Annotated in this window: 20 protein-coding genes and 5 pseudogenes; 11 read left to right on the top strand and 14 right to left on the bottom strand. The window is 32.3% G+C overall.

Annotated elements, in window-relative coordinates:
* The first annotated feature begins 95 nt into the window (after positions 1-95).
* The 4 genes and pseudogenes from pyrH to AC1RYN_RS16345 all read left to right on the top strand — a co-directional run bounded on the left by pyrH (position 96) and on the right by AC1RYN_RS16345 (position 4,132).
* Positions 96-801: pseudogene (gene pyrH / locus AC1RYN_RS16360) on the top strand (UMP kinase).
* Positions 802-964: 163 nt separating this feature from the next.
* On the top strand, positions 965-1,546 hold the full coding sequence (gene frr, locus AC1RYN_RS16355; protein WP_481807799.1) for a ribosome recycling factor: 582 nt from the start codon (positions 965-967) through the stop codon (positions 1,544-1,546).
* A gap of 89 nt (positions 1,547-1,635) precedes the next feature.
* Positions 1,636-2,007 (top strand): carboxypeptidase-like regulatory domain-containing protein, encoded by a 372-nt coding sequence (locus AC1RYN_RS16350; protein WP_481807798.1) that lies wholly within the window; start codon positions 1,636-1,638, stop codon positions 2,005-2,007.
* 163 nt (positions 2,008-2,170) lie between these two features.
* The gene (locus AC1RYN_RS16345; RefSeq protein ID WP_481807797.1) at positions 2,171-4,132 is read left to right on the top strand and encodes a DUF5686 family protein; all 1,962 of its coding nucleotides are present in this window, start codon (positions 2,171-2,173) and stop codon (positions 4,130-4,132) included.
* A gap of 38 nt (positions 4,133-4,170) precedes the next feature.
* Here AC1RYN_RS16345 and AC1RYN_RS16340 read toward each other — a convergent pair whose 3' ends face one another.
* The 5 genes and pseudogenes from AC1RYN_RS16340 to AC1RYN_RS16320 form a co-directional block, all read right to left on the bottom strand.
* Positions 4,171-6,441, bottom strand: a complete 2,271-nt coding sequence (locus tag AC1RYN_RS16340; protein WP_481807796.1) for a cation:proton antiporter — start codon at positions 6,439-6,441, stop codon at positions 4,171-4,173.
* 112 nt (positions 6,442-6,553) lie between these two features.
* Positions 6,554-7,273, bottom strand: a complete 720-nt coding sequence (locus tag AC1RYN_RS16335) for a LytR/AlgR family response regulator transcription factor (RefSeq protein WP_481807795.1) — start codon at positions 7,271-7,273, stop codon at positions 6,554-6,556.
* Entirely contained in the window at positions 7,239-7,997 is a 759-nt protein-coding gene (locus AC1RYN_RS16330; RefSeq protein WP_481807800.1) for a sensor histidine kinase, read from the bottom strand. Before AC1RYN_RS16330 ends, AC1RYN_RS16335 begins: the two co-directional genes overlap by 35 nt.
* Positions 7,998-8,001: 4 nt before the next feature.
* Complete coding sequence (locus AC1RYN_RS16325) at positions 8,002-8,331, bottom strand: DMT family transporter (protein WP_481807794.1); 330 nt, start codon at positions 8,329-8,331, stop codon at positions 8,002-8,004.
* A 3-nt stretch (positions 8,332-8,334) separates the two neighbouring features.
* Positions 8,335-10,607: pseudogene (locus AC1RYN_RS16320) on the bottom strand (cation:proton antiporter).
* 198 nt (positions 10,608-10,805) lie between these two features.
* On the opposite strand from AC1RYN_RS16320, the gene AC1RYN_RS16315 reads away from it, so the two are divergent.
* From AC1RYN_RS16315 to AC1RYN_RS16305, 3 genes are all read left to right on the top strand, one after another.
* Positions 10,806-13,172 (top strand): efflux RND transporter permease subunit, encoded by a 2,367-nt coding sequence (locus AC1RYN_RS16315; RefSeq protein WP_481807793.1) that lies wholly within the window; start codon positions 10,806-10,808, stop codon positions 13,170-13,172.
* Positions 13,173-13,326: 154 nt separating this feature from the next.
* Positions 13,327-13,968, top strand: a complete 642-nt coding sequence (locus tag AC1RYN_RS16310; RefSeq protein WP_481807792.1) for a JAB domain-containing protein — start codon at positions 13,327-13,329, stop codon at positions 13,966-13,968.
* Between the two features lie 141 nt (positions 13,969-14,109).
* Entirely contained in the window at positions 14,110-14,541 is a 432-nt protein-coding gene (locus tag AC1RYN_RS16305; RefSeq protein WP_481807791.1) for a hypothetical protein, read from the top strand.
* A 60-nt stretch (positions 14,542-14,601) separates the two neighbouring features.
* On the opposite strand, the gene AC1RYN_RS16300 is transcribed toward AC1RYN_RS16305, so the two are convergent.
* The 4 genes from AC1RYN_RS16300 to AC1RYN_RS16285 form a co-directional block, all read right to left on the bottom strand.
* The gene (locus AC1RYN_RS16300) at positions 14,602-14,973 is read right to left on the bottom strand and encodes an SH3 domain-containing protein (RefSeq protein ID WP_481807790.1); all 372 of its coding nucleotides are present in this window, start codon (positions 14,971-14,973) and stop codon (positions 14,602-14,604) included.
* Positions 14,974-15,141: 168 nt separating this feature from the next.
* Positions 15,142-15,612, bottom strand: a complete 471-nt coding sequence (locus AC1RYN_RS16295) for an Lrp/AsnC family transcriptional regulator (RefSeq protein ID WP_229989717.1) — start codon at positions 15,610-15,612, stop codon at positions 15,142-15,144.
* Between the two features lie 261 nt (positions 15,613-15,873).
* Positions 15,874-16,623, bottom strand: a complete 750-nt coding sequence (locus tag AC1RYN_RS16290; RefSeq protein ID WP_481807789.1) for a uroporphyrinogen-III synthase — start codon at positions 16,621-16,623, stop codon at positions 15,874-15,876.
* A 15-nt stretch (positions 16,624-16,638) separates the two neighbouring features.
* Positions 16,639-17,307: a DUF4271 domain-containing protein gene (locus AC1RYN_RS16285; protein ID WP_481807788.1), complete on the bottom strand. Its 669-nt coding sequence runs from the start codon at positions 17,305-17,307 to the stop codon at positions 16,639-16,641.
* Positions 17,308-17,412: 105 nt separating this feature from the next.
* Between AC1RYN_RS16285 and AC1RYN_RS16280 the strand changes: the two genes are divergently transcribed.
* Genes AC1RYN_RS16280 through AC1RYN_RS16270 form a run of 3 tightly spaced genes read left to right on the top strand, consistent with a single transcriptional unit; the run spans position 17,413 to position 19,963 of the window.
* On the top strand, positions 17,413-18,138 hold the full coding sequence (locus AC1RYN_RS16280) for a polyprenol monophosphomannose synthase (RefSeq protein WP_481807787.1): 726 nt from the start codon (positions 17,413-17,415) through the stop codon (positions 18,136-18,138).
* 10 nt (positions 18,139-18,148) lie between these two features.
* Entirely contained in the window at positions 18,149-19,489 is a 1,341-nt protein-coding gene (locus tag AC1RYN_RS16275) for a dihydroorotase (RefSeq protein ID WP_481807786.1), read from the top strand.
* A 3-nt stretch (positions 19,490-19,492) separates the two neighbouring features.
* Positions 19,493-19,963, top strand: a complete 471-nt coding sequence (locus tag AC1RYN_RS16270; protein ID WP_481807785.1) for a DUF4296 domain-containing protein — start codon at positions 19,493-19,495, stop codon at positions 19,961-19,963.
* An 11-nt stretch (positions 19,964-19,974) separates the two neighbouring features.
* Here the strand turns inward: AC1RYN_RS16270 and AC1RYN_RS16265 are convergent, their stop codons facing one another.
* Positions 19,975-20,976: an NAD-dependent epimerase/dehydratase family protein gene (locus AC1RYN_RS16265; RefSeq protein WP_481807784.1), complete on the bottom strand. Its 1,002-nt coding sequence runs from the start codon at positions 20,974-20,976 to the stop codon at positions 19,975-19,977.
* A 133-nt stretch (positions 20,977-21,109) separates the two neighbouring features.
* On the opposite strand from AC1RYN_RS16265, the gene tyrS reads away from it, so the two are divergent.
* Entirely contained in the window at positions 21,110-22,402 is a 1,293-nt protein-coding gene (gene tyrS / locus AC1RYN_RS16260; RefSeq protein ID WP_129540670.1) for a tyrosine--tRNA ligase, read from the top strand.
* An 11-nt stretch (positions 22,403-22,413) separates the two neighbouring features.
* Here the strand turns inward: tyrS and AC1RYN_RS16255 are convergent.
* The 4 genes and pseudogenes from AC1RYN_RS16255 to AC1RYN_RS16240 all read right to left on the bottom strand — a co-directional run.
* Positions 22,414-23,395, bottom strand: a pseudogene (locus AC1RYN_RS16255) (LuxE/PaaK family acyltransferase).
* Between the two features lie 86 nt (positions 23,396-23,481).
* A pseudogene (locus AC1RYN_RS16250) lies at positions 23,482-23,819 on the bottom strand (T9SS type A sorting domain-containing protein).
* 107 nt (positions 23,820-23,926) lie between these two features.
* Entirely contained in the window at positions 23,927-25,120 is a 1,194-nt protein-coding gene (locus tag AC1RYN_RS16245; RefSeq protein ID WP_481807783.1) for a hypothetical protein, read from the bottom strand.
* 137 nt (positions 25,121-25,257) lie between these two features.
* A pseudogene (locus AC1RYN_RS16240) lies at positions 25,258-25,627 on the bottom strand (TonB-dependent receptor); the annotation flags it as partial.

The following is a 25,627-nucleotide window of genomic DNA, read 5'->3' as shown; positions in this document are numbered from 1 at the left end:
ATACGTATTGCTAAGGTTAATACATGCTCCTGTTGTTAGGGAGGCAGCACCTATGAGAATATGTCTATATTTGCACAAACCAACGCAACATAGAAATGAAATACAAAAGAATTCTTCTTAAATTAAGTGGAGAAGCTTTAATGGGAGATTTACAATACGGAATTGACCCAAAAAGATTGGACGAATATGCTGAAGAAATTAAGCAAATTCATGCAAAGGGAGTAGAAATCGCCATTGTAATAGGAGGAGGAAATATTTTTAGAGGAGTTTCTGGGGTAGCTCAGGAATGGATAGAGTACAAGGTGATTATATGGGAATGCTTGCTACCGTAATTAACGGAATGGCATTACAAGGAGCTTTGAAATAAGGAATGTTAACACGTTTGCAAACGGCTCTAAAAATCGAATCAATTGCAGAACCTTATATTAAGAAGGAGAGCAGTACGTCCACCTTGAGAAAAACAGAATTGTAATTTTTGGTGCAGGTACAGGAAATCCTTACTTTACAACAGATACCGCAGCTGTTTTAAGAGGTATCGAAATTAATGCAGATGTGATTTTAAAAGGAACTCGTGTAGACGGTGTTTACGATTCAGATCCAGAGAAAAATGCAGCTGCTGTAAAATTTGACTTTATTTCTTTTGAAGATGTACTTAAAAAAGGATTAAATGTAATGGACACTACTGCTTTTACATTAAGTCAAGAAAATAAATTACCAATTGTAGTTTTTGATATGAATAAAATCGGAAATTTATTGAAAATTTGTGAAGGTGAAAATATCGGAACTGTAGTAAATATCTAGAGTACTTGGATTATTAGAATTTGGATCATTAGATTCTTCTAAATTTTGATAATCTTTTAGAGTAATCATAAAAAAATAAAATTATATTAGTTAGTAAATTAAACGAATCGTTTTGTAGAGATCTAAAATGGAATCGTCTAAAAATCTAAAAATCTAAAAAAAAATGACTGAAGAAATCGAATTTATCTTAGATAGCACTAAAGAATCAATGGCAAATTCTATTGCGCATTTAGAAAAAGAATTTATAAATATTCGTGCAGGAAAAGCATCTCCAGCAATGTTAGGAAGTGTTTTTGTGGATTATTATGGTTCAGCAACACCCCTTTCTCAAGTAGCAAAGATTAGTGTTCCTGATGCAAGAACAATTACTTTACAGCCCTTTGAAAAAAATATGCTGCAAACAATTGAGAAAGCAATTATGGTAGCCAACATTGGTTTTAATCCAATGAATAATGGAGATGTGGTTATTATAAGTGTTCCGCCATTAACTGAAGAGCGCCGTAGAGATTTGGCAAAACAAGCAAAATCAGAGGCAGAAGATGCTAAAATTGGTGTGAGAAACGTTCGTAAAGACGCTAATACCGAAATTAAAAAATTAGAAAAAGAAGGAACTTCAGAAGATGTTTGCAAAAGCGCAGAAGAAGAAGTACAAAACCTAACTAACAGTTATATCAAAAAAATTGATGAGTTATTAGCTAATAAAGAAGCTGAAAATCATGAAGGTTTAATCTTTTGCAACGATTAAAGAATCCGTCTTGTTAATTTTATACGAGGCGGATTTTTTTATGCTTACTTTTGTGATATCAAAGCCTAATCTGTAGTATTGTTTTCTGTATGAAGTTATTGTGTTTCTTAGCATTGTTTTTCACGCTTTCTATACAAGCGCAATTTCAGATAAACGGAATTGTAACGGAAAAAGGTACAAATAAACCACTCCCTTTTGCAACAATCATTACCGATGACGGGGTGAATACTATTTCTGATGTTGATGGAAAATTCACACTAGAATCAACTTCTAGTATTGAGTATTTTACAGTTTCTTATATTGGCTATACTTCAGTTATAATATATACCTCGACTAGTAAAAAGTTTTATAAAGTAGGTTTAGTAGAATCTACCGCAGCTTTACAAGAAGTAGTTATCTCAAATGAAAATCCTGCTCTTGCGATTATAAGAAAAACAATTGAGAGCAAGAACAAAAAATAATCCCTACAAAAAGCTAACCAGTTTCGAATACAAAGCGTACAATAAATTAATTGTAACAGCAAATCCAGATTCGATAAACTCAAGACTAGATTCTATTTTTTGTAAGAAGCTATAGGCCGTAGATTTGTTAAAGTTGATTCGGCCAAATTAGAAATCAAACACTTTGAATAAGCAACATTTATTTCAAACAGAAAAAGTATCACAATATCAATTTGGAAATAATAAACTAAAAGAAACTATTTTAGGAACAAAAATGGCGGGTTTCAAGCAACCTATCTACGAAGTTATTGCTTTTAATTTGCAGTCTATTTCGATATACGATTCGAATTATGAGCTTTTCGAAACAAAGTACAATAGCCCAATTGCGAAGGATGCCTTAAAAGATTACAATTATAAATTACTAGATACTGTTTTAATAAAAGGAAGAAAAACCTATATGGTTTACTTTAAAAACCGAATGAGGAAACCTGAATTGGGTTTAGAAGGTGTTCTTTATATTGATCAGGATAGTTATGCTATAGCAAAAGCTGTAATGCGAATTAAAGGCGTACTTGATATTAGTGGGATACATGAGTTTGATTATATTCCTGAGCAGAAAATATGGTTTCCTAAGGGATCTACTTTTAAAATTGTAAAAGGGAAAAATGATGATGACATTAAGATTCTTGGAGGAACAATTCAGTTTGATGGAGATGCTGAAAAAGAAGATATCCATAGAAAAAAAGAAGCATCAGATTATACCTATTTGGTATCCGAGAGTGATAATTTTGATGTTCATTATAATACTCCTATAGAAATAAAAAATCCTTCGATATATATTGAGATTAAAGATGATGCTATAAAAAAGCCAGAAAGTTTTTGGAATAAGTATCGAAAGGATAGTTTGGATATTCGGTCTCAAAAAACGTATATGCTACTGGATAGTATTTCATTAAAGAAAAGAATTGAAAGTAAAATCTGGTTTGGAAGAAAAATAATTAATGGTTATTTGCCAATAAGTGTAGTCGATTTAGATTTAAGAAAATTGTTTAGTTACAATAATTACGAAGGGTTTAGATTTGGCATAGGAGGGGTTACTAACGAGCTTTTTTCAAAAAAATATAAGATTGGTGGTTACGGAGGATATGGAACCAAAGACGGAGCTTTTAAGTATAACTTGGATTTATCTACCCGAGTAGAACGATTCTCGAATACATGGGTAGGAGCATCCTATACTAATGATGTGAGGGAGATTGGTAGTACTGTTTTTGCGGTTGATAAAAGAGTTTTTAAATTGTATGACCCTCGACCTATAAATATTAGTACATTTTACAAATATGTTAGTTGGACTGGTTATTTGGCTACGCGTGTTGTTCCAAAGACAGAAAGTATATTTGAAATTTCGCGTTCTCAAATTGAACCCAAATTTGATTATGTTTATAATCTAAATGGAAGGCTGTATAGTAATTATGTTATGACAACAGCTATGCTTTCATTGGCTTGGAATCCTTTTAGTGATTATATGCAAACACCTAATGGTAGAATCGAGATTGAAAAGAGATTTCCAAAATTTACGATCCAATATACACAATCATTACCTCAAGTAGCCGAAAATGATTTTAACTTCTCTAAAATCGATTTTAAAACCGAATACGAAAAGAAATTTCTGAACGGACAAAAAACGAGTTTGCTTTTTCAAGGAGGTTATGCAATGGGAGATGTGCCTATTACCCATTTATATAATACCTCTCCGAATAACATTACCAAAGAAACAATGATTCAGAGAATAACATTTGCGGGTAGAAATAGTTTTGAAACAATGTTTTTTAATGAATTTTTCTCAAGCGAATATGCAATTTTTCAAGTTAAGCACGGTTTTAACAGATTAAAAATAATCAAAAAGGTAAGACCTTCTTTAGTATTGGTTTCGCGTATGGCATGGGGAAATATGAAAAATCCAGAGCAACATGTTGGAATAGATTATAAGACATTAAATAAAGGATTCTTTGAATCTGGTGTAGAAATAAATCAGATTTTTAGTGGTTTAGGATTAAGCGGATTCTATCGTTATGGACCAAACCAGTTACCAAGATTTGAAGATAATATAGCTGTTAAATTGAGTTTTGTACTTGATTTAGGTATTTAAAGAAAAAATCCCATTGTAAGATGGGATTTTTAAAAATATTATGGTTTAAGAATTAAGACAGATGGCGTATTATTAAGCCATGTACTTTGAGATTCGATTAGTTTTTTCCAGCTGTCTAAACTAATAATCATTAAATCCTGATTCTCTAAAAATTCTTTTTTAATGGTTCTATCATGCATTAGCATAATATGATTGGGAGCAATCTGCTCAATAGATCGAATAGATTCCTGCATTTCACGATTGTTCTTTAATTCACCACTAGCATCCAAAATGGTAATTTGTGAGCCATTGTTATTAATTAATTTCTTAGCATATTCAATAAGGAAAGCATCTTCTTTGCTGAAAACAGGTATGAAAACCTGATTTATTTCTTCTAATTCCTTATCAATAAAAATTCCAACAGGCATTTTACTTTTTGTAATAACATGTCTTGTTCTTTCGTCAAAAGGAGAATTTTCGAACAAACCTTCCTTTCCAGTGAATTTATCGATTAAACGGTCTGGATTTACTATTCTGGTGGTGAATCCAAGGATCTTACCTAATAAAGTTCCGTCGAAAATAGATTGTCCTAAACTAACTAATAATAAATCATATTCGCCTTGATTTGCAGTTTCGGTTATGTCAGCATCAATATCATTCGATAATTTAAAAAGGCTAACCATATTTTGGTTTAAACTTTCCGATTCAGAAATAACTGGTAAAAGCATTTCTCGTTCATAATCTTTCACTTCAAACGGGTGTAATTCAGAACTTAATGATAAGTGCATTGCAGTTACAATGGTATTGTCAGGTTGTTTTTTAGTCAAGCTGTTTGCAATTCGCAATAATGTTTTTCCTTTGTCAGGAGTTTCAAATGAAAATAGGATTTTGTATTTGCTTTTGTTTCCTATTTCTTCTGGGATAACAGTTTTTTTGTCTTTAAAAATGAAATTGATAAAATCTAAAGCGGGTCCGGTCATAAAGGTTGTTACCAATGCCATGATTACCATCATGGTAAAAATTTCAGTTGATAAAACACCTAAATCGTATCCTATATTTAAGACAACCAATTCCATTAAACCACGAGTATTCATCAAAGCACCAATAGCGAGGCTATCTTTCCAGTTTTGCCCTACAAATTTGGCTGCAAGGGCGCTTCCAAAGAATTTTCCAATTACTGCTACCGCAATAATTACTCCTGTCACTTTCCATAAATATGGGTCGTTTAACAAACCTATTTGAGTACGTAATCCTGTGAAAACGAAGAATAAAGGAAGTAAAAGTATAACAGATACGTCTTCTACTTTTTCGATAAAAATATTACGGAATTTATGATTTTCAGGCATAATTGCTCCTGCCAAAAAAGCACCAAATAAGGCGTGAATTCCGATTAATTCAGAAGCGTAAGCAGAAAATAAAAGTGTCAAAAAGAAAATAGCAACAACAGGTTTGTTTAAACTTTCACGAGTTGAATTTAAGTCACCTACGCGTTTTAAAAACGGGCGAACTATTTTTAGCATTACAATTACATAAATAATTGCCAATCCAATTACGTATAATGAACTAGTAAAAGAACCAGCTTTTACAATAGCAATTACTACAGCTAGAATACACCAAGCAGTAATGTCGTCGGCCGCTGCACAAGTTATGGCAATGGTTCCGAGTTTGGTTTTTTGTAAACCTCGTTCTTGAACAATTCTTGCTAAAACAGGAAATGCTGTAATACTCATTGCAATTCCCATGAATAGTCCAAAAGAAGCAAATTCAACTCCAATAGGAGCAAAAGTATGATAAATGAAATAGGCCAGAGTTAGTCCTAAAGCAAATGGAATTACGATACTAGCATGGCTAATTACAACAGATTCGTGTGCTTTGTTTTTAAGCACTTTTAAGTCTAGTTCCATACCAATTACGAACATAAAAAGTATTAAACCTATTTGACTTAAAAACTGTAAATTTCCTAAAGATTCTTGTGGAAATAAGGTAGCTGAAAATTCAGGGAAGTACATTCCGATAAGAGACGGCCCTAAAACAATACCAGCAACCATTTCTCCAATTACAGATGGTTGACCAATTTTTCTAAAAACCCATCCAAAGAAACGTGCTACCAAAATAATTGTAATAATTTGGGCAAGTAATATAGCAAGTGGATGTTGTAGATTTTCAATCATTGCCGAAAGAAAATCATTCCAATGGCTACTCTCTATTTTTTTTTCAACAATTTCTCTTCCTATTTCTAATGCTTTTCCTTTTGAGATTACCAAATAAATTAAAGCAGAAAATCCACCAATAATTATGAGATAAAATAATGAGTTTTTAATGTTCTTCATATCACGTCATTTTGATTTATCGTGTAAAGATGCGGAGTGACTTTTGAGGAAAAAAGGAAATTCAGAGCTAATTTTTATTAGATGTAATAAGATGGGGAAATTTTGTAATAACTTATATTTTTACTTTAAGTAAAAAGTCAGATCGGTAGGTTTCGCTCAAAGAAAGAGTAATGTTTGTTCCGTTTTTTCTTTGATGATGTAATACTATTTCGTTGTGATTGAAAAATTTAATAGCACTCATTGCAATGATTTCCTTTTTGTTTACTCGACAAAAATAGGTTTCTGGTAATTGTTTTAGGAGTGAACCGAAGTTGATGTTTTTTAAAGTAAGAAAGCTTCCATCTGTAAGAAGTACCATTTTGTCACGACTATCTGTTGTGGCAGTTTCTATGTATTGAATTTGATTAAAATACAACAAGGTTTTTCCTTTGTCTGTATTTAACTGCATAAAGGTTTTGACAGCTTCGGGTTTGTTAAATTGCTCAAGTGCTTTAGAAACGGCTTTTTGTAGGCGTTCTAATTTTACAGGTTTTGTAATATAATCTACGGCATCAATATTAAATGCTTCGGCTGCATATTCTTTGTAAGCAGTGCAAAAAACTACTAATTTGTTTTCGAGTAAGCGGGCTAAATTTAATCCGTCGATTCCGGGCATTTCGATATCCGATATTAATAAATCGAAATCTAGATTTGGAATTTCAGACAATAATTTTTCGGGATTATTAAAAGCTTTTACAATCTCTAATTCGGGGATTTGCTCACATAGCATTTTTAGATAAGTTAATCCAGGTAACTCATCATCCAGTAATAAGCATTTGAGTTTTGTATTCAAGTAGATTAATTTTTAAATGAGCAATGTAGGTATCGTTCTCTACAAATTTATCAAGTTTGAATTGATTTTTGTAGATAATTTTTAAGCGTTGTTCTAATGTGGCATTTCCAATACCGCTTCGTTCCTTTTTTAATACTTTTTTATTTGAGATTTTATTAGAAACTGTTAGAGAAAAATGATTGTCTTTAAGTTCAAATATTACCGAAATAAAGGCATCTGCATTTTGTATATCGGCATGTTTAAAAGCATTTTCGATTAAATCAATAGAAATTAAAGGTGCAAGCAATGGTTGCTCGTATAGTTTTTCATCTTCTCCAATAATTGTTTTTACTTTTAATTCAAAAAGCGGACTAATTTTAATTTTATTGATTTCGATTAAATTTAAAGCAAATTCAATTTCTTCTTTTGGAGTTACCAGCTTTTTTTTACTTTCGTAAAGGATGTAATCTAATACATTGGCTAATTTATCAAGAGCAAAATAAGTTTGATAGGCATGTGATTGAATTGAATTAAGGATGTTTTTGAAAAGATGAGGATTTAATTTAGATTCTAATGTTTCCAGTTGTAAATCATTCACCTTCATTTCTAGCAAGTAAAAATTCTTTTCGGCAGTTTCTTTGGCTTTTCTAGATTGAACCAATTGATAAACGATATAACCAATCAGGGCTACTAGCAAAAGAATTATTGCTAGTAGGAGATTAGTAATGGTGTCGCTTGTTTGCATGTTATTAATGGCTTGAAACAAATTTTAATCCAATAATTGAAGCAATTAAAGTAGTTAAGAAAAATATTCTCCAAAACGTTGCAGGCTCTTTAAAGAAGATGATTCCAACTAAAACTGTTCCCACAGCTCCAATTCCTGTCCAAACGGCATAGGCTGTTCCAATAGGTAAAACCTGAGTTGCTTTGTATAATAAAAGCATGCTTATGGTAAGGCATACAAAAAATCCAATCATCCAGTAAGTTGCTACCATTCCAGATGATTCTTTGGCTTTGCCAAGGCAAGAGGCAAAACCTACTTCAAATAGCCCAGCTATTACAAGTAAAATCCAATTCATTTTTTAGGGTTTAATAATTAATACAGAAGGCACATTGCTCAACCAGGTACTTCTAGAGTCGACTAATGCTTTCCAGCTTTCAAGACTAATAATCATTAGATCTTGTTTGTCTAAAAAATCTTTTTTGATGACACGATCGTTCATCATCGATATGTTTTTAGGGAATTTTTGCTCCAAGGTACTAATCGCACTCTTAATTACAAAATTTGTTTCTATGTTTCCGTTTACATCCAGAACCATGATGTGCGAATCGTTATTGAATATTAATTTTTGTGCATAGTCTATCAAGAACGAATCTTCGACATTAAATATTGGAATAAATACTTGATTTACACTCTGCAATTCTTTGTCGATTAAAATTCCCAAAGGCATTTTGGTTTTCGAAACTATCAATCGTGTTCTTTCATCAAAAGGAGAATTTTGAAACAATCCTTCTTTTCCTGTAAACTTATCTATCAGACGATCAGGATTAATGATTCGGGTCGTAAAACCAATTACTTTCCCTAATAATGTTCCTTCAAAAATAGATTGTCCTAAACCAACCAATAATAAATCGTAGTCGCCTTGATTGGCGATATCAGCAATATCAGTTTCAATATCTATAGTAGCTTTAAAAATAGTAGTGATTTCCTGTTTAAGAATTTTAGATTCCTCGACAATTGGGATAAAGCTATTTTTTTCTTTGTCTTCAATATTAAAAGCATGCATTTCATCACTTAAAGACAAGTGCATTGCTGTGACTTGAGAGATGTCTTGTTGTTTTTTGACGAGACTATTTGCTAATCGCAAAAGAGATTTTCCTTTTTCGTTATTCCCAAAAGAAATCAAAATTCGGTACTTACTGGTAATTGATGGTGTTTCGAGAACAGGAACTTCTTTATCTTTAAATAAATAATCAATTAGGTCTAAGGCTGGGCCAGTCATAAAAGTGGTTACCAATGCCATTATTACCATCATTGTAAAAACTTCGGGAGTTAAAACTTTAAGTTCTAGACCTATGTTTAGTACAACCAATTCCATTAATCCTCTTGTATTCATTAAGGCACCAATAGTTAAGCTGTCTTTCCAGCTTTGCCCCACAAATTTAGCAGCAAAAGCACTTCCAAAAAATTTACCAACAACTGCAACCAAAATAATCATTCCAGTTATGGTCCATAAATAAGGGTCATTTATAAGTCCGATTTCGGTTTTTAGACCAGTAAAAACAAAAGAAAAGAGGCAGTAGTAAAATAACTGATACATCTTCGACTTTCTCAATAAACATAGTTCGAAATTTAGGAACATCCGGCATGATTGCACCAGTCATAAAAGCACCAAAAAGAGCATGAATACCGATAACTTCGGTTGCATATGAGGAAACAATAAGAGTAAGAACAAAAATTGCCACTACAGGCTTATCGATGCTGGATTTAGCCCCATATAGATCACCAATTCTTTTTAAAAATGGTTTTACGATGTATAACATTGCCAGAACATAAATGACAGCTAGAAAAATGATGTATATCGAACTTACAAATGAGCCTGCTTTTACGATAGCAATAACTACAGCAAGCAAACACCAAGCTGTGATATCATCAGCTGCAGCACAAGTGATAACAATAGTACCTAGCTTAGTTTTATGAATGCCTCGTTTCTTGAACAATTCGTGCCAAAACTGGAAATGCAGTAATACTCATGGCGATACCCATAAATAAGCTAAAGGATAGAAATTGTACTCCTTCGGGAGCAAATCGGTTGTAAACAAAATAAGCTAGTCCGATACCTAAAGCAAAAGGGATTACTATACTGGCATGGCTTATTACTACAGCTTCATTGGCTTTGTTTTTTAAAGCGTTTAAATCCAGTTCCATTCCAATTACAAACATGAAAAGAATTAACCCAATCTGGCTTAAAAATTTCAGATTACCTAATGATTCCACAGGAAATAAAGCCATCGAGAATTCGGGGAAATAAAGTCCTAATAAAGATGGTCCTAGAACAATACCAGCAATAATTTCGCCTATAACAGATGGTTGCCCTATACGTTTGAAAATCCATCCAAAAAAGCGGGCTACAAAAATGATTGTTATTATTTGAGCTAATAAGATGGCAAGTGGATCTTGAAAATTCGATCGCATTGAAGCAATAAAATCATACCACGAACCTTTTCCTGATCCTAAAACTTCTATTGTTTTATTTGCTTCTAGGTATTTCCCCTTAGTGATAATCCAGTATATTAAAGCCGTAAAGCCTCCAGTTACTCCTATATAAAACAATGTGTTTTTGTAGTTTTTCATCCTGTATTTTAAATAATGTAATTATTTTCTCAAAAATAATACAAATATCAGAAAAGGGAGCTAAGAAACCGTATCAATTTCAATTAACTTATTGTAAAAAATTAACGGTAATTTATACATCTAACAACATAAAAGGTTAACCAAAATTTATCCTTTCCTGTGTTTTTTAGTACATTTGTAACCATTTTTAAAATTTTTATGAAAAAGAAATCGAATGTAGGTTTTTGGGAATTAATCGCTAGAATTATACTCAAAAATAGGATTGTAATTTTAGGAATTATAATTGCAATTACACTTTTCCTTGGTTACCAATGGAAAAACCTTGCTATGACGTATACAGAGGCTAACTTATTGCCTAAGGATCATATTGCAAATAAAGATTATCAAAAATTTTTAGATAAGTTTGGTGAAGAAGGAAATCTTATTGTAATCGGTTTTAAGGATTCAACTTTTTTTACACCAAAAAATTATGCTGCCTGGAATGAATTAATGACAGGTTTAAAAAAGGCTAAAGAGGTCGATTTGGTAGTTTCTTTAAGTGATTTAAAAAAAATAAAAAAAGATACTGTAAACGAAAAATTTGTCTTAGCTCCGTTTATTGATCAAAAGAAAGCGCTTGATCCGGCGTATTTACAAACGGTGCAATATGATTTGTTTCATAATTTGCCGTTTTACGAAGGGTTATTATTTAATAAAGAAAGCGGGAGTATTCGATCGGCTGTTTACATGAATAAAAAGCTTGTAAATACTGCTGAAAGAAAAACCTTTATTCTTGAAAATTTAGTTCCTAAGATTGATAAGTTCGAGAAAACTACAGGAATCGATTTGCGTGTTTCGGGAATGCCTTACATCAGAACAATTAATGCTGATAACATGAAAGGTGAAATCGGCCTTTTTATAGGCGCAGCTTTACTTACTGTTTCGCTGATTTTCTTTTTCTTTTTCCGATCGTTCAGAGCTACTTTTATATCTGTTTGTATTTTAATTGTTGGGGTAATATGGTCCTTTGGAACACTCGGATTATTCCATTATAAAATCACGATTTTAACAGCAATAATTCCGCCTTTAATAATTGTAATTGGAATCACAAATTGTATTTTCCTGATTAATAAATACCAGCAGGAAATAAAATTGCATAACAATCAGGCAAAGGCATTGCAGCGTATCATTTCTAAAATTGGAGTTTCAACTCTTATGACGAATCTAACTACTGCAGTAGGATTTGCGACATTTATGATTACAGGTAATGATTTGCTTTTTGAATTTGGATTAGTAACATCAATAAATGTTATCTCAGTTTATTTGCTAACGCTTTTAATTGTGCCAATTGTGTACAGTTTTATGTCGATTCCAAAAGAAAAACATTTACACCATTTAACTAAAACCTATATCTCGGTACTTTTGGATTGGGTAGAAAGTATAGTAAAAAACAAACGAAAAGTTATTTATACCATTTATGGATTGCTTTTACTGTTTAGCATCATTGGGGTTTCGCAAATGAAAGTTTCGGGAAGTTTGATTGGAGAAATGCCCAAAAGTGCTTCTTTCTTTAAGGATATCTTGTTTTACGAAAAGGAATTTAATGGAGTGATGCCGTTGGAGATTATGATTGATACCAAACGTAAAAAAGGGGTCATGAAATTAGTGACGATGCGTAAAATGGATGAGTTGCAGACTACGATTGAGGGAATGCCAGAATTGTCTAAGCCAGTTTCTATAGTAAATTTGGTTAAGTACTCTAAGCAAGCCTTTTATAATGGTAATCCCGAATATTATCAATTGCCAACTTCGCAAGAGCAAACATTTATTTTAACGTATGCCAAAAATGCGACAAAAAACAGCAAAGATAATTTAATGAAAAGCTACGTAGATTCGACAGGACAATATGCTCGAATCACGACTTTTATGAGAGATATTGGTACAGATGAAATGGCTAAAGTCGAGAAGAAACTTCATTCTAAAATTAATGAAATTTTTCCCAAAGACCGTTATGAAGTTACAGTAACAGGTAAGGCATTAGTTTTTCAAAAAGGAACTTCGTATCTGGTAGATAATTTAATTGAATCACTAATTTTTGCCATTTTTGTAATTGCAGCACTTATGTTGTATTTATTCAGATCTTTCAAAATGGTTTTTGCTTCGGTTATAACAAACATATTGCCACTTTGTATTACATCTGGATTAATGGGATATTTTGGGATTCCGCTTAAGCCTTCAACGATATTAGTGTTTAGTATTGCATTTGGAATATCTGTAGATAATGCAATTCAGTTTATGGCAAAATACCGACATGATTTGTTACAGAATAATGGAAAGGTGAAGAAATCAGTTTTCAGTGCATTAAGAGAAACCGGAATAAGTACTTTTTATACTTCGGTTGTGTTAATTTTAGGGTTTGCAACGTTTACACTTTCAAGTTTTAGCGGAACAATCGCATTGGGAGGATTAATTTCCTGTACGCTTGCATTTGCGATGTTTGCAAACATATTAGTCTTACCAGCTTTGGTATTGACGTTTGAAAAGAAAAAAACTAAAAAAGAAGATGGTATAGAAGGAGAGATTTAATCTCTCCTTTTTTTTGAATTAAATAAGGTACTGAGTTTTTTAACGCAGGAGCTTGTTGTAGGAACATTCGTAAAAAATTTCACTCAAGAATAGAAACGAAACAGTCAAAATTGATTATGTTTGTATGTCTTACTAAATTAAAAAAGGTAAAAACATGAATATCAATATAGCAGAGCAGGATAAGATTGAAATAGGAGGTTCTAGTGATTTATACAGAATCATGCAGCGTATTTTATTACGTGAAAATGAAATAGACCGTGAGAAAGAACATTTTTGGATGATAGGACTTAACATGGCAAACACTATTCTGTATATAGAATTAGTGAGCATGGGCAGTGTAAGAGCTACCGTGGTAGAACCCATGAATGTATATAGGGTAGCGGTTCTAAAAGGAGCAACGAGTGTATTAGCAGTACACAATCATCCGAGTGGGAGAATGACTCCATCTGAGGCCGATAAAGATGTAACAGATAGATTGATACAAGTAGGGATAATTCTGGATATAAAGTTTATAGACCATCTTATTATTAGTCCAGAACAATATATGAGCTTTGTAGATACAGGATTAATGGCCAAATTAGAAAAAAGCCTAAAATATGTTCCTGCTTATCAAATGGAAGCAAGAATCCGCAAACAAGAACAGGAAATAAAAGAAGAGAAGAAAACAGTAGATAAATTTAAAGAAACGGCTATTACTAATCTTTTAGATAAAAATATGACAGTCGAAGAAATAGCTGCTATTTTGAATCTTACTCCAAAAGAAGTAACGCAAATCAGTAAAAAGAGAAAATCGTAGTAGGTATAAAAGATATTTGATAAAACACGAAGAGTAAATTGTTTAGATAGGAATTATATCCGAAAAAGGAAAGATAATTGTTTAATAATGATAAAGCCCAAACATTTTTAAAAACAGAGTCTTTAGTTAAAATATTAGGATATGCAGGAGGAGCTTAGAGGAAGAATATATCAGGATGATAATTTTGTAGTTTCTGATTTTTCGGATGTTGTTTTAGAAGGTCTGGTGGGAATGGAAGATGAAGAAGATGGAGAGCCAGTGATTGTTTTTATTAAAATAAAAGGAAAAAATTGGTATCGATTTTTTCTAGATGTAGGATATGGCTTTTGGGAAAATTGGGAAGAAGAAGAAATAGATAAAGAGGAATGGGCAGAAGATGGAGTAGTTTATGTAGATTATATTGAGAAATACAATATAAAAAATAAATCAATCGATTCCATTTTTTGCAAAAATGATAAGATTACAATACAATTTAAAACAAAAGAGCAATTCGTATTGCAAACAATTACTCCTGGGGATATGGATTCTGGTTCAAAGATTAATTTTATCAAAAATGATTTACAAGAAGAATAATATCTAAAAAGCAGAAATAGTACCCTTTATAAGTTTTGTTTTTTAAAATTCATTGATTTTTTACTCACAAATAATTTCTATATTTTCTAAAGGTACCCAGCCAAAATTTGAATTGTCTTTTGTGCACCACAACCAGCCATTTAGTTTTCGTTCTCCTAAGACTGTATCTCCTATTTCAATATTCAGTTCCTGAGCAGAATAATCTTCTAAAACAAGAGCGTCAGAATATTGTTTAGAAACTGACTCAGTTATATTTAATATCTGAACAGGAGTCCAGCCTGCATTTTTATCAGAAATACACCATGCCCATCCTTGCCAATTAGGATTGTTTTCAGTTATTGAATTATCAACTTTAGCATTCTGTCCTAGCTTCAAAATTAATGGGTTGGGATAATCAGTTATCCAGTTTTTAACAACAATATATTTATCCATGTCAAAGGTGTAAGTTAAATTTTACAATAATTTTCATGTATAAATATATCTAAATTGGTTTCTGTAGCCAAATTTTTAACACTCGGCAAAGGTGTTGTCTTTGGATTGATTATGATAGGAATAGCATACATGATTGTACGAGATTCGATGTTTCATTCTAGAAAGAAACTAAAGCTGAATTTGTCTGTCTATTTGCTGGTCTAAAGAAATGAAGGTTTCTGTTCTAGAAACGCCTTCTATTGCCTGAATTTTGGTGTTTAATAACTGCATAAGGTGTTCGTTATCACGACAGATTATTTTAATCAATATCGACCAGTTTCCAGTTGTGTAATGGCATTCCAGTACTTCGGGTATTTTTTTTAATTCTTTTACAGCTTCAGGATTTCGGGCCGCTTTATCTAGATAAACCCCTACAAAGGCCATTGTGTTGTATCCTAACACTTTGTTGTTAACAGTAAATTTTGAGCCTGATATCACGCCAGATTGCTCTAGTTTTCGCAATCGCTGATGAATCGCTGCGCCAGAGATTCCGATTTTATTTGCAATTTGCAATATAGGTTTTCGGGCATCTTCCATTAGGTGTCTTAGGATTTCTTTGTCGATGCCGTCTATTTCAATGACTAGAGAATTGATTTTCATATATTTCTATTTAAAACTGATTTGCGTAAAACAGTTTAAATTATAAATCAAATCTAATGATAAAACTTTAAAAAAGAAGTTAATTTAGGATATTTGTCAAAGTTTTAAATTTTTGTAAAGATAGGGTAGGGTAAAAATGATTTTTTTTTGGGGTGAGAATAACTTAAAAGGAAAAGGATTCTTATTTAAGAAAATTTATAAAAATTTGGATATAAAAAAAGCCGCGAAATTCGCAGCTTTTAATTTATTTAGATAAAAGGATTATTTTCCTTTGTTTGCTTCCGCAATATATTTTTCTAACGCCATTGTCATTGATGGAGTTTCTGGAGTTGGAGCAAGAATATCTATTCTTAAACCGTAGTCTAAAGCCTCTTTTTGAGTAGTGCTTCCAAAAACAGCTATCCTGGTATCATTTTGTTTGAAGTCAGGAAAGTTTTTAAATAATGACTTTATTCCAGTAGGACTGAAAAACGCTAAGATGTCATAATAAACATCAGCCAAATCAGTTAAATCGCTCATTACAGTTTTGTAAAAAATGGCTTGAGTCCAATCTACTTTTAAATTATTTAAAGTGATAGGAGCATCTGCATTTAATTGATCAGAAGCTGGTAGTAAGAATTTTTCGTCTTTGTACTTTTTGATTAGTGGAGATAAATCTGCAAAATCTTTAGCACCAACGTAAATTTTACGTTTTCTGTAGACTACATATTTTTGTAGGTAAAAAGCAACTGCTTCTGATTGACAAAAATATTTCAATCCTTCAGGGACTTTGTAACGCATTTCTTCTGCTACTCTAAAAAAATGATCGACAGCATTTCTACTTGTTAATATGATTGCAGTGTAGTGATTAAGGTCGATTTTTTGAAGTCGAATCTCTTTCGCGTTTACCCCTTCCACGTGAATGAAAGGTCTGAAATCAATTTTTATTTTGTGTTTCTGTTGGAGCTCAAAATAAGGGGAGTTTTCCACTTTAGGTTCAGGCTGTGACACCAAAATTGTTTTCACTTTCATAAGTTGTAATATTTTCTAAGCCCTCCCTTTGGTAAACCAATAATATATAAAATAATAAGGGGCTATTTCAAGAGTGCAAAGATACAAAATAAAATAAAATAACTTACCCAATATTACATTTTGATAGGTTTTTATTGAAATAAAATAAGAGAATAAGCTGATGCATAGTGAAATAGCTAGTATTGTTATCGGCACATTTTTTGAAATATCATCATAATAGAACAAAATTGCATTGATTGGGAGTATTAAAATACCAATATATGCTCTATAAGTTACTTTTTGTAAGTTAAAGTGCTCGATAAATTCATCGATATTGAATGATGTAGCGACTATTTTTTCTACTAAATACTTTGATAAAATAAAGAATGCTAATAAGGTTACGATTTGAATATATAGCACCCAATCGGTTTTTGAAGCATATCCAAAACTACTAAGCGTAAGTTGTATAAAAAAGGCAAAAGAAATGATTTGTAAGAAGAATAAAGCAACTGTAAAGCCACTTTTTATATGGCTGCTGTCTCGGTATATTTTGGCATATTTATCAGAGAAAATCAATTTTGTAAAGTCGCCAAAACGACTTTCATAAATAGACTTTGTTATAGCAATAACAGCAAAGCACAACACAAATAAAAGTGTTGCCCAGTCTTTATTTTCAGTAATTCTTGGATGAAGGTGTTCAATCATAGCGATGCAAAATTAGTAATTTTTTATATCAATACTTTTATTATAACTTTATTATGAATGAAATGCTATAAAAAGTTTACTTTTGCGTTGAAATTACTCAGAAAAATGAACGATTGTATTGTTATAATTCCCACTTACAACGAAATTGAAAACATAGAAAGCATTATTAGGGCTGTGCTTTCGCAACATAAACCTTTTCACCTACTTATTGTCGATGATAACTCGCCAGATCACACTGCAGCCAAAGTTGTTATGCTTCAAGAGGAGTTTGAAGGAAGATTGTTTATAGAAAATAGAGCTAAAAAAGCTGGATTAGGTACTGCTTATGTTCATGGATTTAAATGGGCTTTGGATCGAAAATATAATTATATATTCGAAATGGATGCCGATTTTTCACATAATCCAAATGATCTCGAAAAACTTTTTGATGCTTGCCATTTTGGAGGAGCCGATTTGGCTATTGGATCTAGATATGTAACAGGAGTGAATGTTGTAAACTGGCCATTAAGCCGAGTATTGATGTCTTATTTTGCATCGGTTTATGTAAAATTCATAACAGGAATGAAAATACATGATGCTACAGCTGGGTTTGTTTGTTATAAAAGAGAGGTTTTGGAGGCTATTAATCTCAACAAAATAAAATTTGTTGGTTATGCTTTTCAAATTGAAATGAAATACAGAACATATTGTAAAAAATTTGAAATTACCGAAGTTCCTATTATTTTTACAGATAGAACAAAGGGAGTTTCTAAAATGAGTAATGCTATTATCAAAGAAGCAATTTTTGGAGTTATTGCGCTTCGACTAAAAAGATTAGTCAATTCTTTATAAAACAATTAGAATGAATAGGATATTAATAAAAAACGCTAAAATCGTAAACGAAGGGTCAATTTTTGAAGGCGATTTGTTAATCGAAAATGATTTAATTGTAGAAATTTCAGATAGTATAAGTTTGAAGTCTTCGAACTGTATTGTTATTGATGCCGAAGGAAATTACTTAATGCCAGGTGCAATTGATGATCAGGTACATTTTAGAGAGCCAGGATTAACACATAAAGGAGATATCGAATCAGAATCGAAAGCAGCTGTTGCTGGAGGAATCACTTCGTTTATTGAGCAACCTAATACGGTACCTAATGCGGTAACTCAGGAGATATTAGAAGAAAAATACCAGATAGCTTCAAAGAAATCATATGCAAATTATTCGTTTATGATGGGAGCTACCAATGATAACTTGGAAGAAGTTCTAAAAACAAATCCAAAAAATGTAGCGGGAATCAAAATATTTTTAGGTTCATCAACCGGAAATATGCTGGTAGATAACGAAGCTACACTCGAAAAGATATTCTCAAGTACTCCGTTACTTATCGCAGTACATTGTGAGGATGAGACAACGATACAAAATAATCTAGAAAAATATAAAGAAGAGTACGGTGAAGATGTTCCTGTTACAGCGCATCATTTAATTCGTAGTGCCGAAGCGTGTTATATTTCTTCATCAAAAGCTATTGCATTAGCTAAGAAAACAGGAGCACGTTTGCATATTTTTCATCTTTCGACTGCAAAAGAAATGGAATTGTTTACAAACAAAATTCCTTTGGAAGAAAAGAAAATTACTGCCGAAGTTTGTGTGCACCATTTGTGGTTTACAGATGAAGACTATAAAACTAAAGGAAACTTTATAAAGTGGAATCCTGCAGTAAAAACTGCCGATGATAGAAAAGCACTTTGGGAGGCTTTGTTAGATGGTCGTATTGATGTAATTGCAACAGATCATGCTCCACATACAAAAGAAGAAAAGAAACAATCATATTTAAAAGCTCCTTCAGGAGGGCCTCTGGTGCAACATGCAGTTGTGGCTATGTTTGAGGCGCATCATCAAGGAAAAATCAGTATTGAGAAAATCGTTGAAAAAATGTGTCATAATCCTGCTAAGATTTTCAAAATTGAAAAAAGAGGATTTATCAAAGAGGGGTATTATGCCGATTTGGTAATTGTAAACCCAGGTTTGCCATGGAGCGTAAATACCGATAATATTTTGGCTAAATGCAAATGGTCTCCATTTGAAGGCTATACTTTTAAATCAAGAATCACGCATACTTTTGTAAACGGACAATTGGTTTACAATTCTTTTAAAGTGAAAAATGTTCATGCAGGTAAAAGATTATTGTTTGATAGATAGAATATGAAAAAAATAATCATAATTATTTCGATAGTAATCTTTGCGGTTGGCTGTAAAAAAGAATTGGTAGAAAAGCCAGAACGACTTGTTGAGAGAGATAAAATGATAGATATTATGTATGATTTATCATTATTGGAAGCGATAAAATATCAAAATCCATTGTCACTAGACTCTAGTGATACTAATCCGACTAGGTTTATATTGAAAAAATATAAAGTTGACAGTTTGCAATTTGTAAAGAGTAATATGTATTACGCTGCAGATTATAATGATTATAAAGTCATGTTTGATGAGGTTGGTGCGCGTATAGAAAAAAATAAAAAGAAAATCGATTCATTAATTAAGATAGAGGAGAAGAAAAAGAAATTACTTGAAAAGAAAAATAAAGTAGTTAAAAAAGATTCTGTTAAGGTTAAAGAAGAATTGCTAAAAGTAAATTCAGATACGATTAAAAGAAAACTTAAGCTAAAGTAAGACGAAGTATCTTATAAAGCCGAAACTTCTTTAATGTATTCATGAACGTTTTTAAAGTCGGTTTTTAAAGCTGTTTTTATTTTCTCATTCGAATAAATATCTTTTGTATAAGAGGACTTTGCGGTTGCTTTAGTAATCTGTCTTTTTTTCAAGAAAAAAGTAGATAGAAACCAATCTATCTTCCATATTATTTTCATAAGTAAAGGACTTGCATGTTTTGTAGGTCTTTTTACTTTTAATGCATCTGCAATTGTGTTTAATATATCTCGAAAAACGATATTGTCAGAAATCAGAGTAAATCGTTCGTTTTTTATCTCGCTCTTCATTAATGTAACTGCTATTCTCACAACATCATCTACGGTAACAAATCCGGTACTGCCTAGAGTGTAAAATGAAAGCCCGTTGGCTACTTTTGTGTAAAGTTCAGCACTTCCTTGCTCATTGGATTTAGATTTTGGGATGGGGCCCATGATAACTCCAGGATTTACAATAACAACATCTAGACCTTCTTGCCAACCACGCCAAACTTCCATTTCGGCACCATATTTAGATATGGCATAGTCACTATGTGGTTTTTCGGGATTCCATTCGATTTCTTCAGTTATAATAGTTTCATGGGGAGCAAGGTCTCCAAGAGCAGCGATTGAACTTACGAAGCATAATTTTTTTATTTGCTTTGCAATACAAAAATTAACAATGTTTGCTGTGCCTTCGATATTAGTTTTTCGAATCAAGTTTTCATCTTTAGGATCAAAGGAAATTAGAGCGGCACAATGATAAACATATTTTACATCAATAAAAGCAGTTTCTAAAGAAGGAACATCAAGGATGTCGGCTTCTATCCATTGTATTGATTCAAATAAATGGGATTTTTTATATAAATCAAAAACTGACTTTGTTCTTTCTATTTTCTTCTTGTTTCGGTAAATTGCCCGAACGTTATCTCCATTTTCAATTAAATGAAGTAATAAATGTGCACCAACTAAACCTGTTCCTCCTGTTACTAAAACCATTTTGTAAAGATAATTAGATTGTTGGATTCCTCACATTTTTAGTTTTCTTATTTTTTTGAACATTCTTAATTTAAATTCATTTTTGAGATTGCAACTGACAATCGTTATATTTGTAAAAATTATTTTAAAAGAAATGAAAAATTTTATTGAAGAAGTGACTTGGAGAGGAATGCTTCACGACGTTATGCCAGGCACAGAAGAACATTTGATGGAACAAATGAGAGTGGCATATGTGGGAATTGATCCAACTGCGGATTCATTGCATATAGGGCATTTAGTTGGGGTAATGTTATTGAAACATTTTCAGTTATCAGGACACAAGCCATTGGCGTTAGTTGGTGGTGCAACAGGAATGATTGGAGATCCATCAGGAAAATCGAATGAAAGAAACTTACTTGATGAAGCAACATTGCGTCATAATCAAGAAGCTATAAAAGGACAATTGTCTCGATTTTTGGATTTTACTTCAAATTCAGCTAATGCTGCCGAATTGGTAAATAATTACGATTGGATGAAAGAATTCTCATTCCTTGATTTTATTCGTGATGTAGGTAAGCATATTACGGTTAACTATATGATGGCTAAAGATTCTGTGAAGAAAAGGCTAACATCAGAGGCTGCCGAAGGAATGTCATTTACAGAGTTTACTTATCAGTTAGTTCAAGGATATGACTTTTTGCATTTGTATAAAAACAAACAATGTACCTTGCAAATGGGAGGAAGTGACCAATGGGGGAATATTACCACGGGAACTGAATTGGTAAGAAGAATGGAAAGCGGAAAAGCATATGCTTTAACTTGTCCATTAATTACAAAAGCTGACGGAACAAAATTCGGAAAATCAGAAGGCGGAAATATCTGGTTGGATGCTGCAAGAACATCTCCATATAAGTTTTACCAATATTGGTTAAATACTTCAGATGTTGATGCTGAAAAATATATTAAAATTTTCACTTTTTTATCAAAAGAAGAAATTGAGTCTTTGACAATCGAACATAGAGAAACACCTCATTTGCGTATTTTGCAAAAAAGATTGGCTGAAGAAATTACTGTTATGGTACATTCTGCTGCTGATTTAGAAAATGCAATTAAGGCTTCGAATATATTATTCGGAAATTCTACTTCTGATGATTTAAAGCAATTAGACGAAGCGACTTTCTTAGATGTTTTTGATGGTGTGCCTCAGGCAGAAATTACAAAAGCAGATCTTGAAAACGGATTAGAGATTATAATAGTTCTGAATGAAAAAACAGGATTCTTTAAATCAAATGGAGAAGCAAGACGTGCTCTTACGGCTAACTCTATTTCGGTTAACAGAGAAAAAATAACAGAAGAGTTTGTTCTTTCTAACAAAGATTTAATAAATAACCAATTTGTATTGTTACAAAGCGGAAAGAAAAATTATTTTGTAGTTAGAGTGGTATAATCGTTTAAACATTAAAGTACCATTAAATTACAGCCTCTGATATCAGAGTTATCAAAACGTCCCAATACCTCGAAAGAGTTGTTGGGATATTTTTTTGCCTAAATCTTGCGTAGCAATAAAAGAACAAGAATTAATATTGGCTAGATCGATTACGTTTATGCCACCAGTTTTTCCTTCTTTTACGTAGGTTAAAGCATCTTCGGTATCTCGAACAAGAATCTGTATCCAAGACGGACATTCAAATATTCCTTCTCCCAGAGAATAGGCTTGTGATAATAATTCGGTCATACCATATTCAGAATGTATTGCTGAAACACCAAAACCATCGCATAATTGGTTATGCAATTCTTCACGAATCATTTCTTTGCGTTTGCCTTTCATTCCACCAGTCTCCATAATGATGGTGTTTTGTAGTTTAAACGAGTTTTTTTCGACTAAATCTAACAAAGCATAAGTTACCCCAATTAAGATAGTATTTTGCCCTGATTTATCTAATTCGATTAGCTTCTGGGTAAGTTCTTCGTGGTTGTGTAAATAAAATCCGCTTTCTGGATGATTTGATAATTTAATTAAATCCTCAACCATATAAATAAGCGAAGATCCATCTCGTTCTAAATAGGATGGAAGCAAAGCTAGTACGGCATAATCTTCGATATTGCCATAAAATTGAGAAAAGCCTTTGCGGTAACTTTCTTCGTATAAAGAAACGTCGGTTACAATGTGTTTGCTAGTAATCATTCCTGTTGTACCACTGCTGGTAAAAGTGACCTGTGCAGGATCAGAATTAGAAACCACGGGATGGCTCTTAAAAAACTGAATTGGTAAAAAGGGAATTTGTTCCAGCGATTTTACTTTTTGCGGATCTGTTTTTAGGTAATCACAAAACGTTCGATATACTACGTTGTTTTCATATTGAAAGCGGAATACTTTCAATGCTATTTTTTCAAATTGCTTTTGATTGGAAATTGTAAATATATCAGTTGTTGTAATCAAGATCTTTTTTTTGCAAAGGTAATTTATTTAAAAGAAAAAAGCTCCAATATTACTTTGGAGCTTTTTTGTGTTTTTATTTTGAAAATTTACCTGACAATTAGCTTTCTAGTTGCAGTTGCATTTTCTTCATTTATTTTTATGATATAAACACAGGAGAAAGATTGGAAATATTAAGTTCTCTTGAACTTAATTGTGTTTGTAATACTTTTTTTCCTAGTATGTCAAAAATAATTATTTCTTTTTCTAAATCATTTTTAGATGAAATATATACTTTACCATTACTCACAGGGTTTGGATACAAACTTAAGCCCTCTATAACGGTGCCGTCTGTTTTTGGCTGTTGCTTACTGTCTTGTGCCGAAACACTTGCAGTAATAAAGAAAAAAGCCAATAAGAGTGTAATATAAAAGTAGTTTTTTGCCATCGCTTAATTTTAGTCTAGTAAATATACTAAAAAAGTTTTCAAAAACCACACCAAAAAAAAACATCCTAAAATTTTAGGATGTTTTTAACATTTTGTGCTTTAATATATTACAAGCCTTTTGTCCATCCTTGAGTCCAAGTTGGAACTCCTGATCCGTTTCCTGCTCCAATTGCAGTTGCAGATTCAGTAAAAACTTTAGTTACGTCAATTGTTGTTCCTGCTGTATTTTTACCAATTGATTTTGTAGTTACGTCTTCGAATTTTACGTTAGTTGCTAATAAGTCACCTCCAACATATGAAATAGTTTCGTCGTGTTGAACGTCAAAACCAGTTTTCCAACCTTTTAAAACAACATTATCAAATTTTCCTTTTGTTCCAACTCTTAATTTAAATGCTTGAGATTCTGCGCTTGTGTCAGTAGATCCGAATCCAACTAAAGTAAGGTTTTTAATTGTAGGGAAAGAAATTGGTGCAGCTAAGTTATTGTTAGCGTTGTTATCAGCTTCGATACCTCTGTTACCAGCGTTTGTTCTGATTCCGTAGAAATTTTCTCCAGTTCCATTCCAACCTTCAGTCCAGTCAAATAAATCATCACCAACATTAGCAGCATCTTTATTAGAAACAACTAAGTGATTTGCATTTACAGTTCCGCCAAACCACTCAAATCCATCATCTGAACTTTCGAAAATTTGAACATAGTCAATGCTTGTTCCTTTACCAACTCCGAAGAAAGAAATTCCGTTAAATTCTTTACTTGTGTTGTAAGCATAGCCAGGGTATTCAATTCTTAAATATTTAATTGAACCAGAGTTGTCATTAGCATCTGTTCCACCATATGGTAAGTCAGAAACTTCGGCAGAAGCAGTTGCTCCTGAATTGATAGGTGCTTTTCCGCAGATTACTAATCCACCCCAAGATCCAGGTTTTTGTTGCGTAGCTGTCATGATAACAGGACTAGCAGCAGTTCCCTGAACGTCAATTTTTCCTCCTTGAGAAATAGCGATATATCTAATTGATTCTACTTTATTTACATCTAATGTAGTTGCTTCAATAATAACTCCAGGTTTAATTGTAAGTTTTGCAGTATTCTTAACGATTAATTTCCCTGTAAGTTTGTAAGTTCCAGATTCTAAGACAACTTCTCCATCGTTGATTTCTCCTTGAAGATTGTCTCTGTTTAGTACGAAAGTAGATTTTCCTCCATCTGTTGAATCATTGTTACTGTCGCTAGAGCAAGATGTTGTAAGTGTTACAAGCGATAAAGCCGCTAAACCGAAAATTGTTGAAATTGTTTTTTTCATTACTTTTTTAATTAGTTTGTGTTTATGCAAAGTTGAGAACTTAAGTCTTAATCAGTGTTAAGCTGTTGTGATCTATTTGTTATATGTTGTTTATCGAAATGTTAAAGAATTGCTAACTGAACAAGTTCTGTGTGTTATTAGAATTGGTAATTCATTCCTAATCCAAATGTCACACCTTTCTTATAGTTAAAAACTAAAACGTCTCCGCTGGTATTTTCCTGAACTCTTCTAAATTCTGGGTTTAAGAGGTTTCTTGCTCCAAAGTCAAGTCCAAGATTTTTATTTAGTTTAGTTTTCAAAACAAGATCCAAAGAACCCATTGACTTGTCAACTAAATTTCCTTTTCCTAGAGCTCCAATTGCATAAAGTTTATCAGAATAATGATTGTATGCGATTGTTGCTGTAATTCCAGCATCATTTTTCCAGTTTTTACTATAAGATAAATCAGTATTTAAAATCAAATCTGATGCTCCTGTAGGTGCTGCCTCCCTAACAACAGGAGCATGT

The sequence above is a fragment of the Flavobacterium sp. TC780 genome (assembly GCF_056783245.1).
This window is presented reverse-complemented; position numbering and strand designations above follow the sequence as displayed.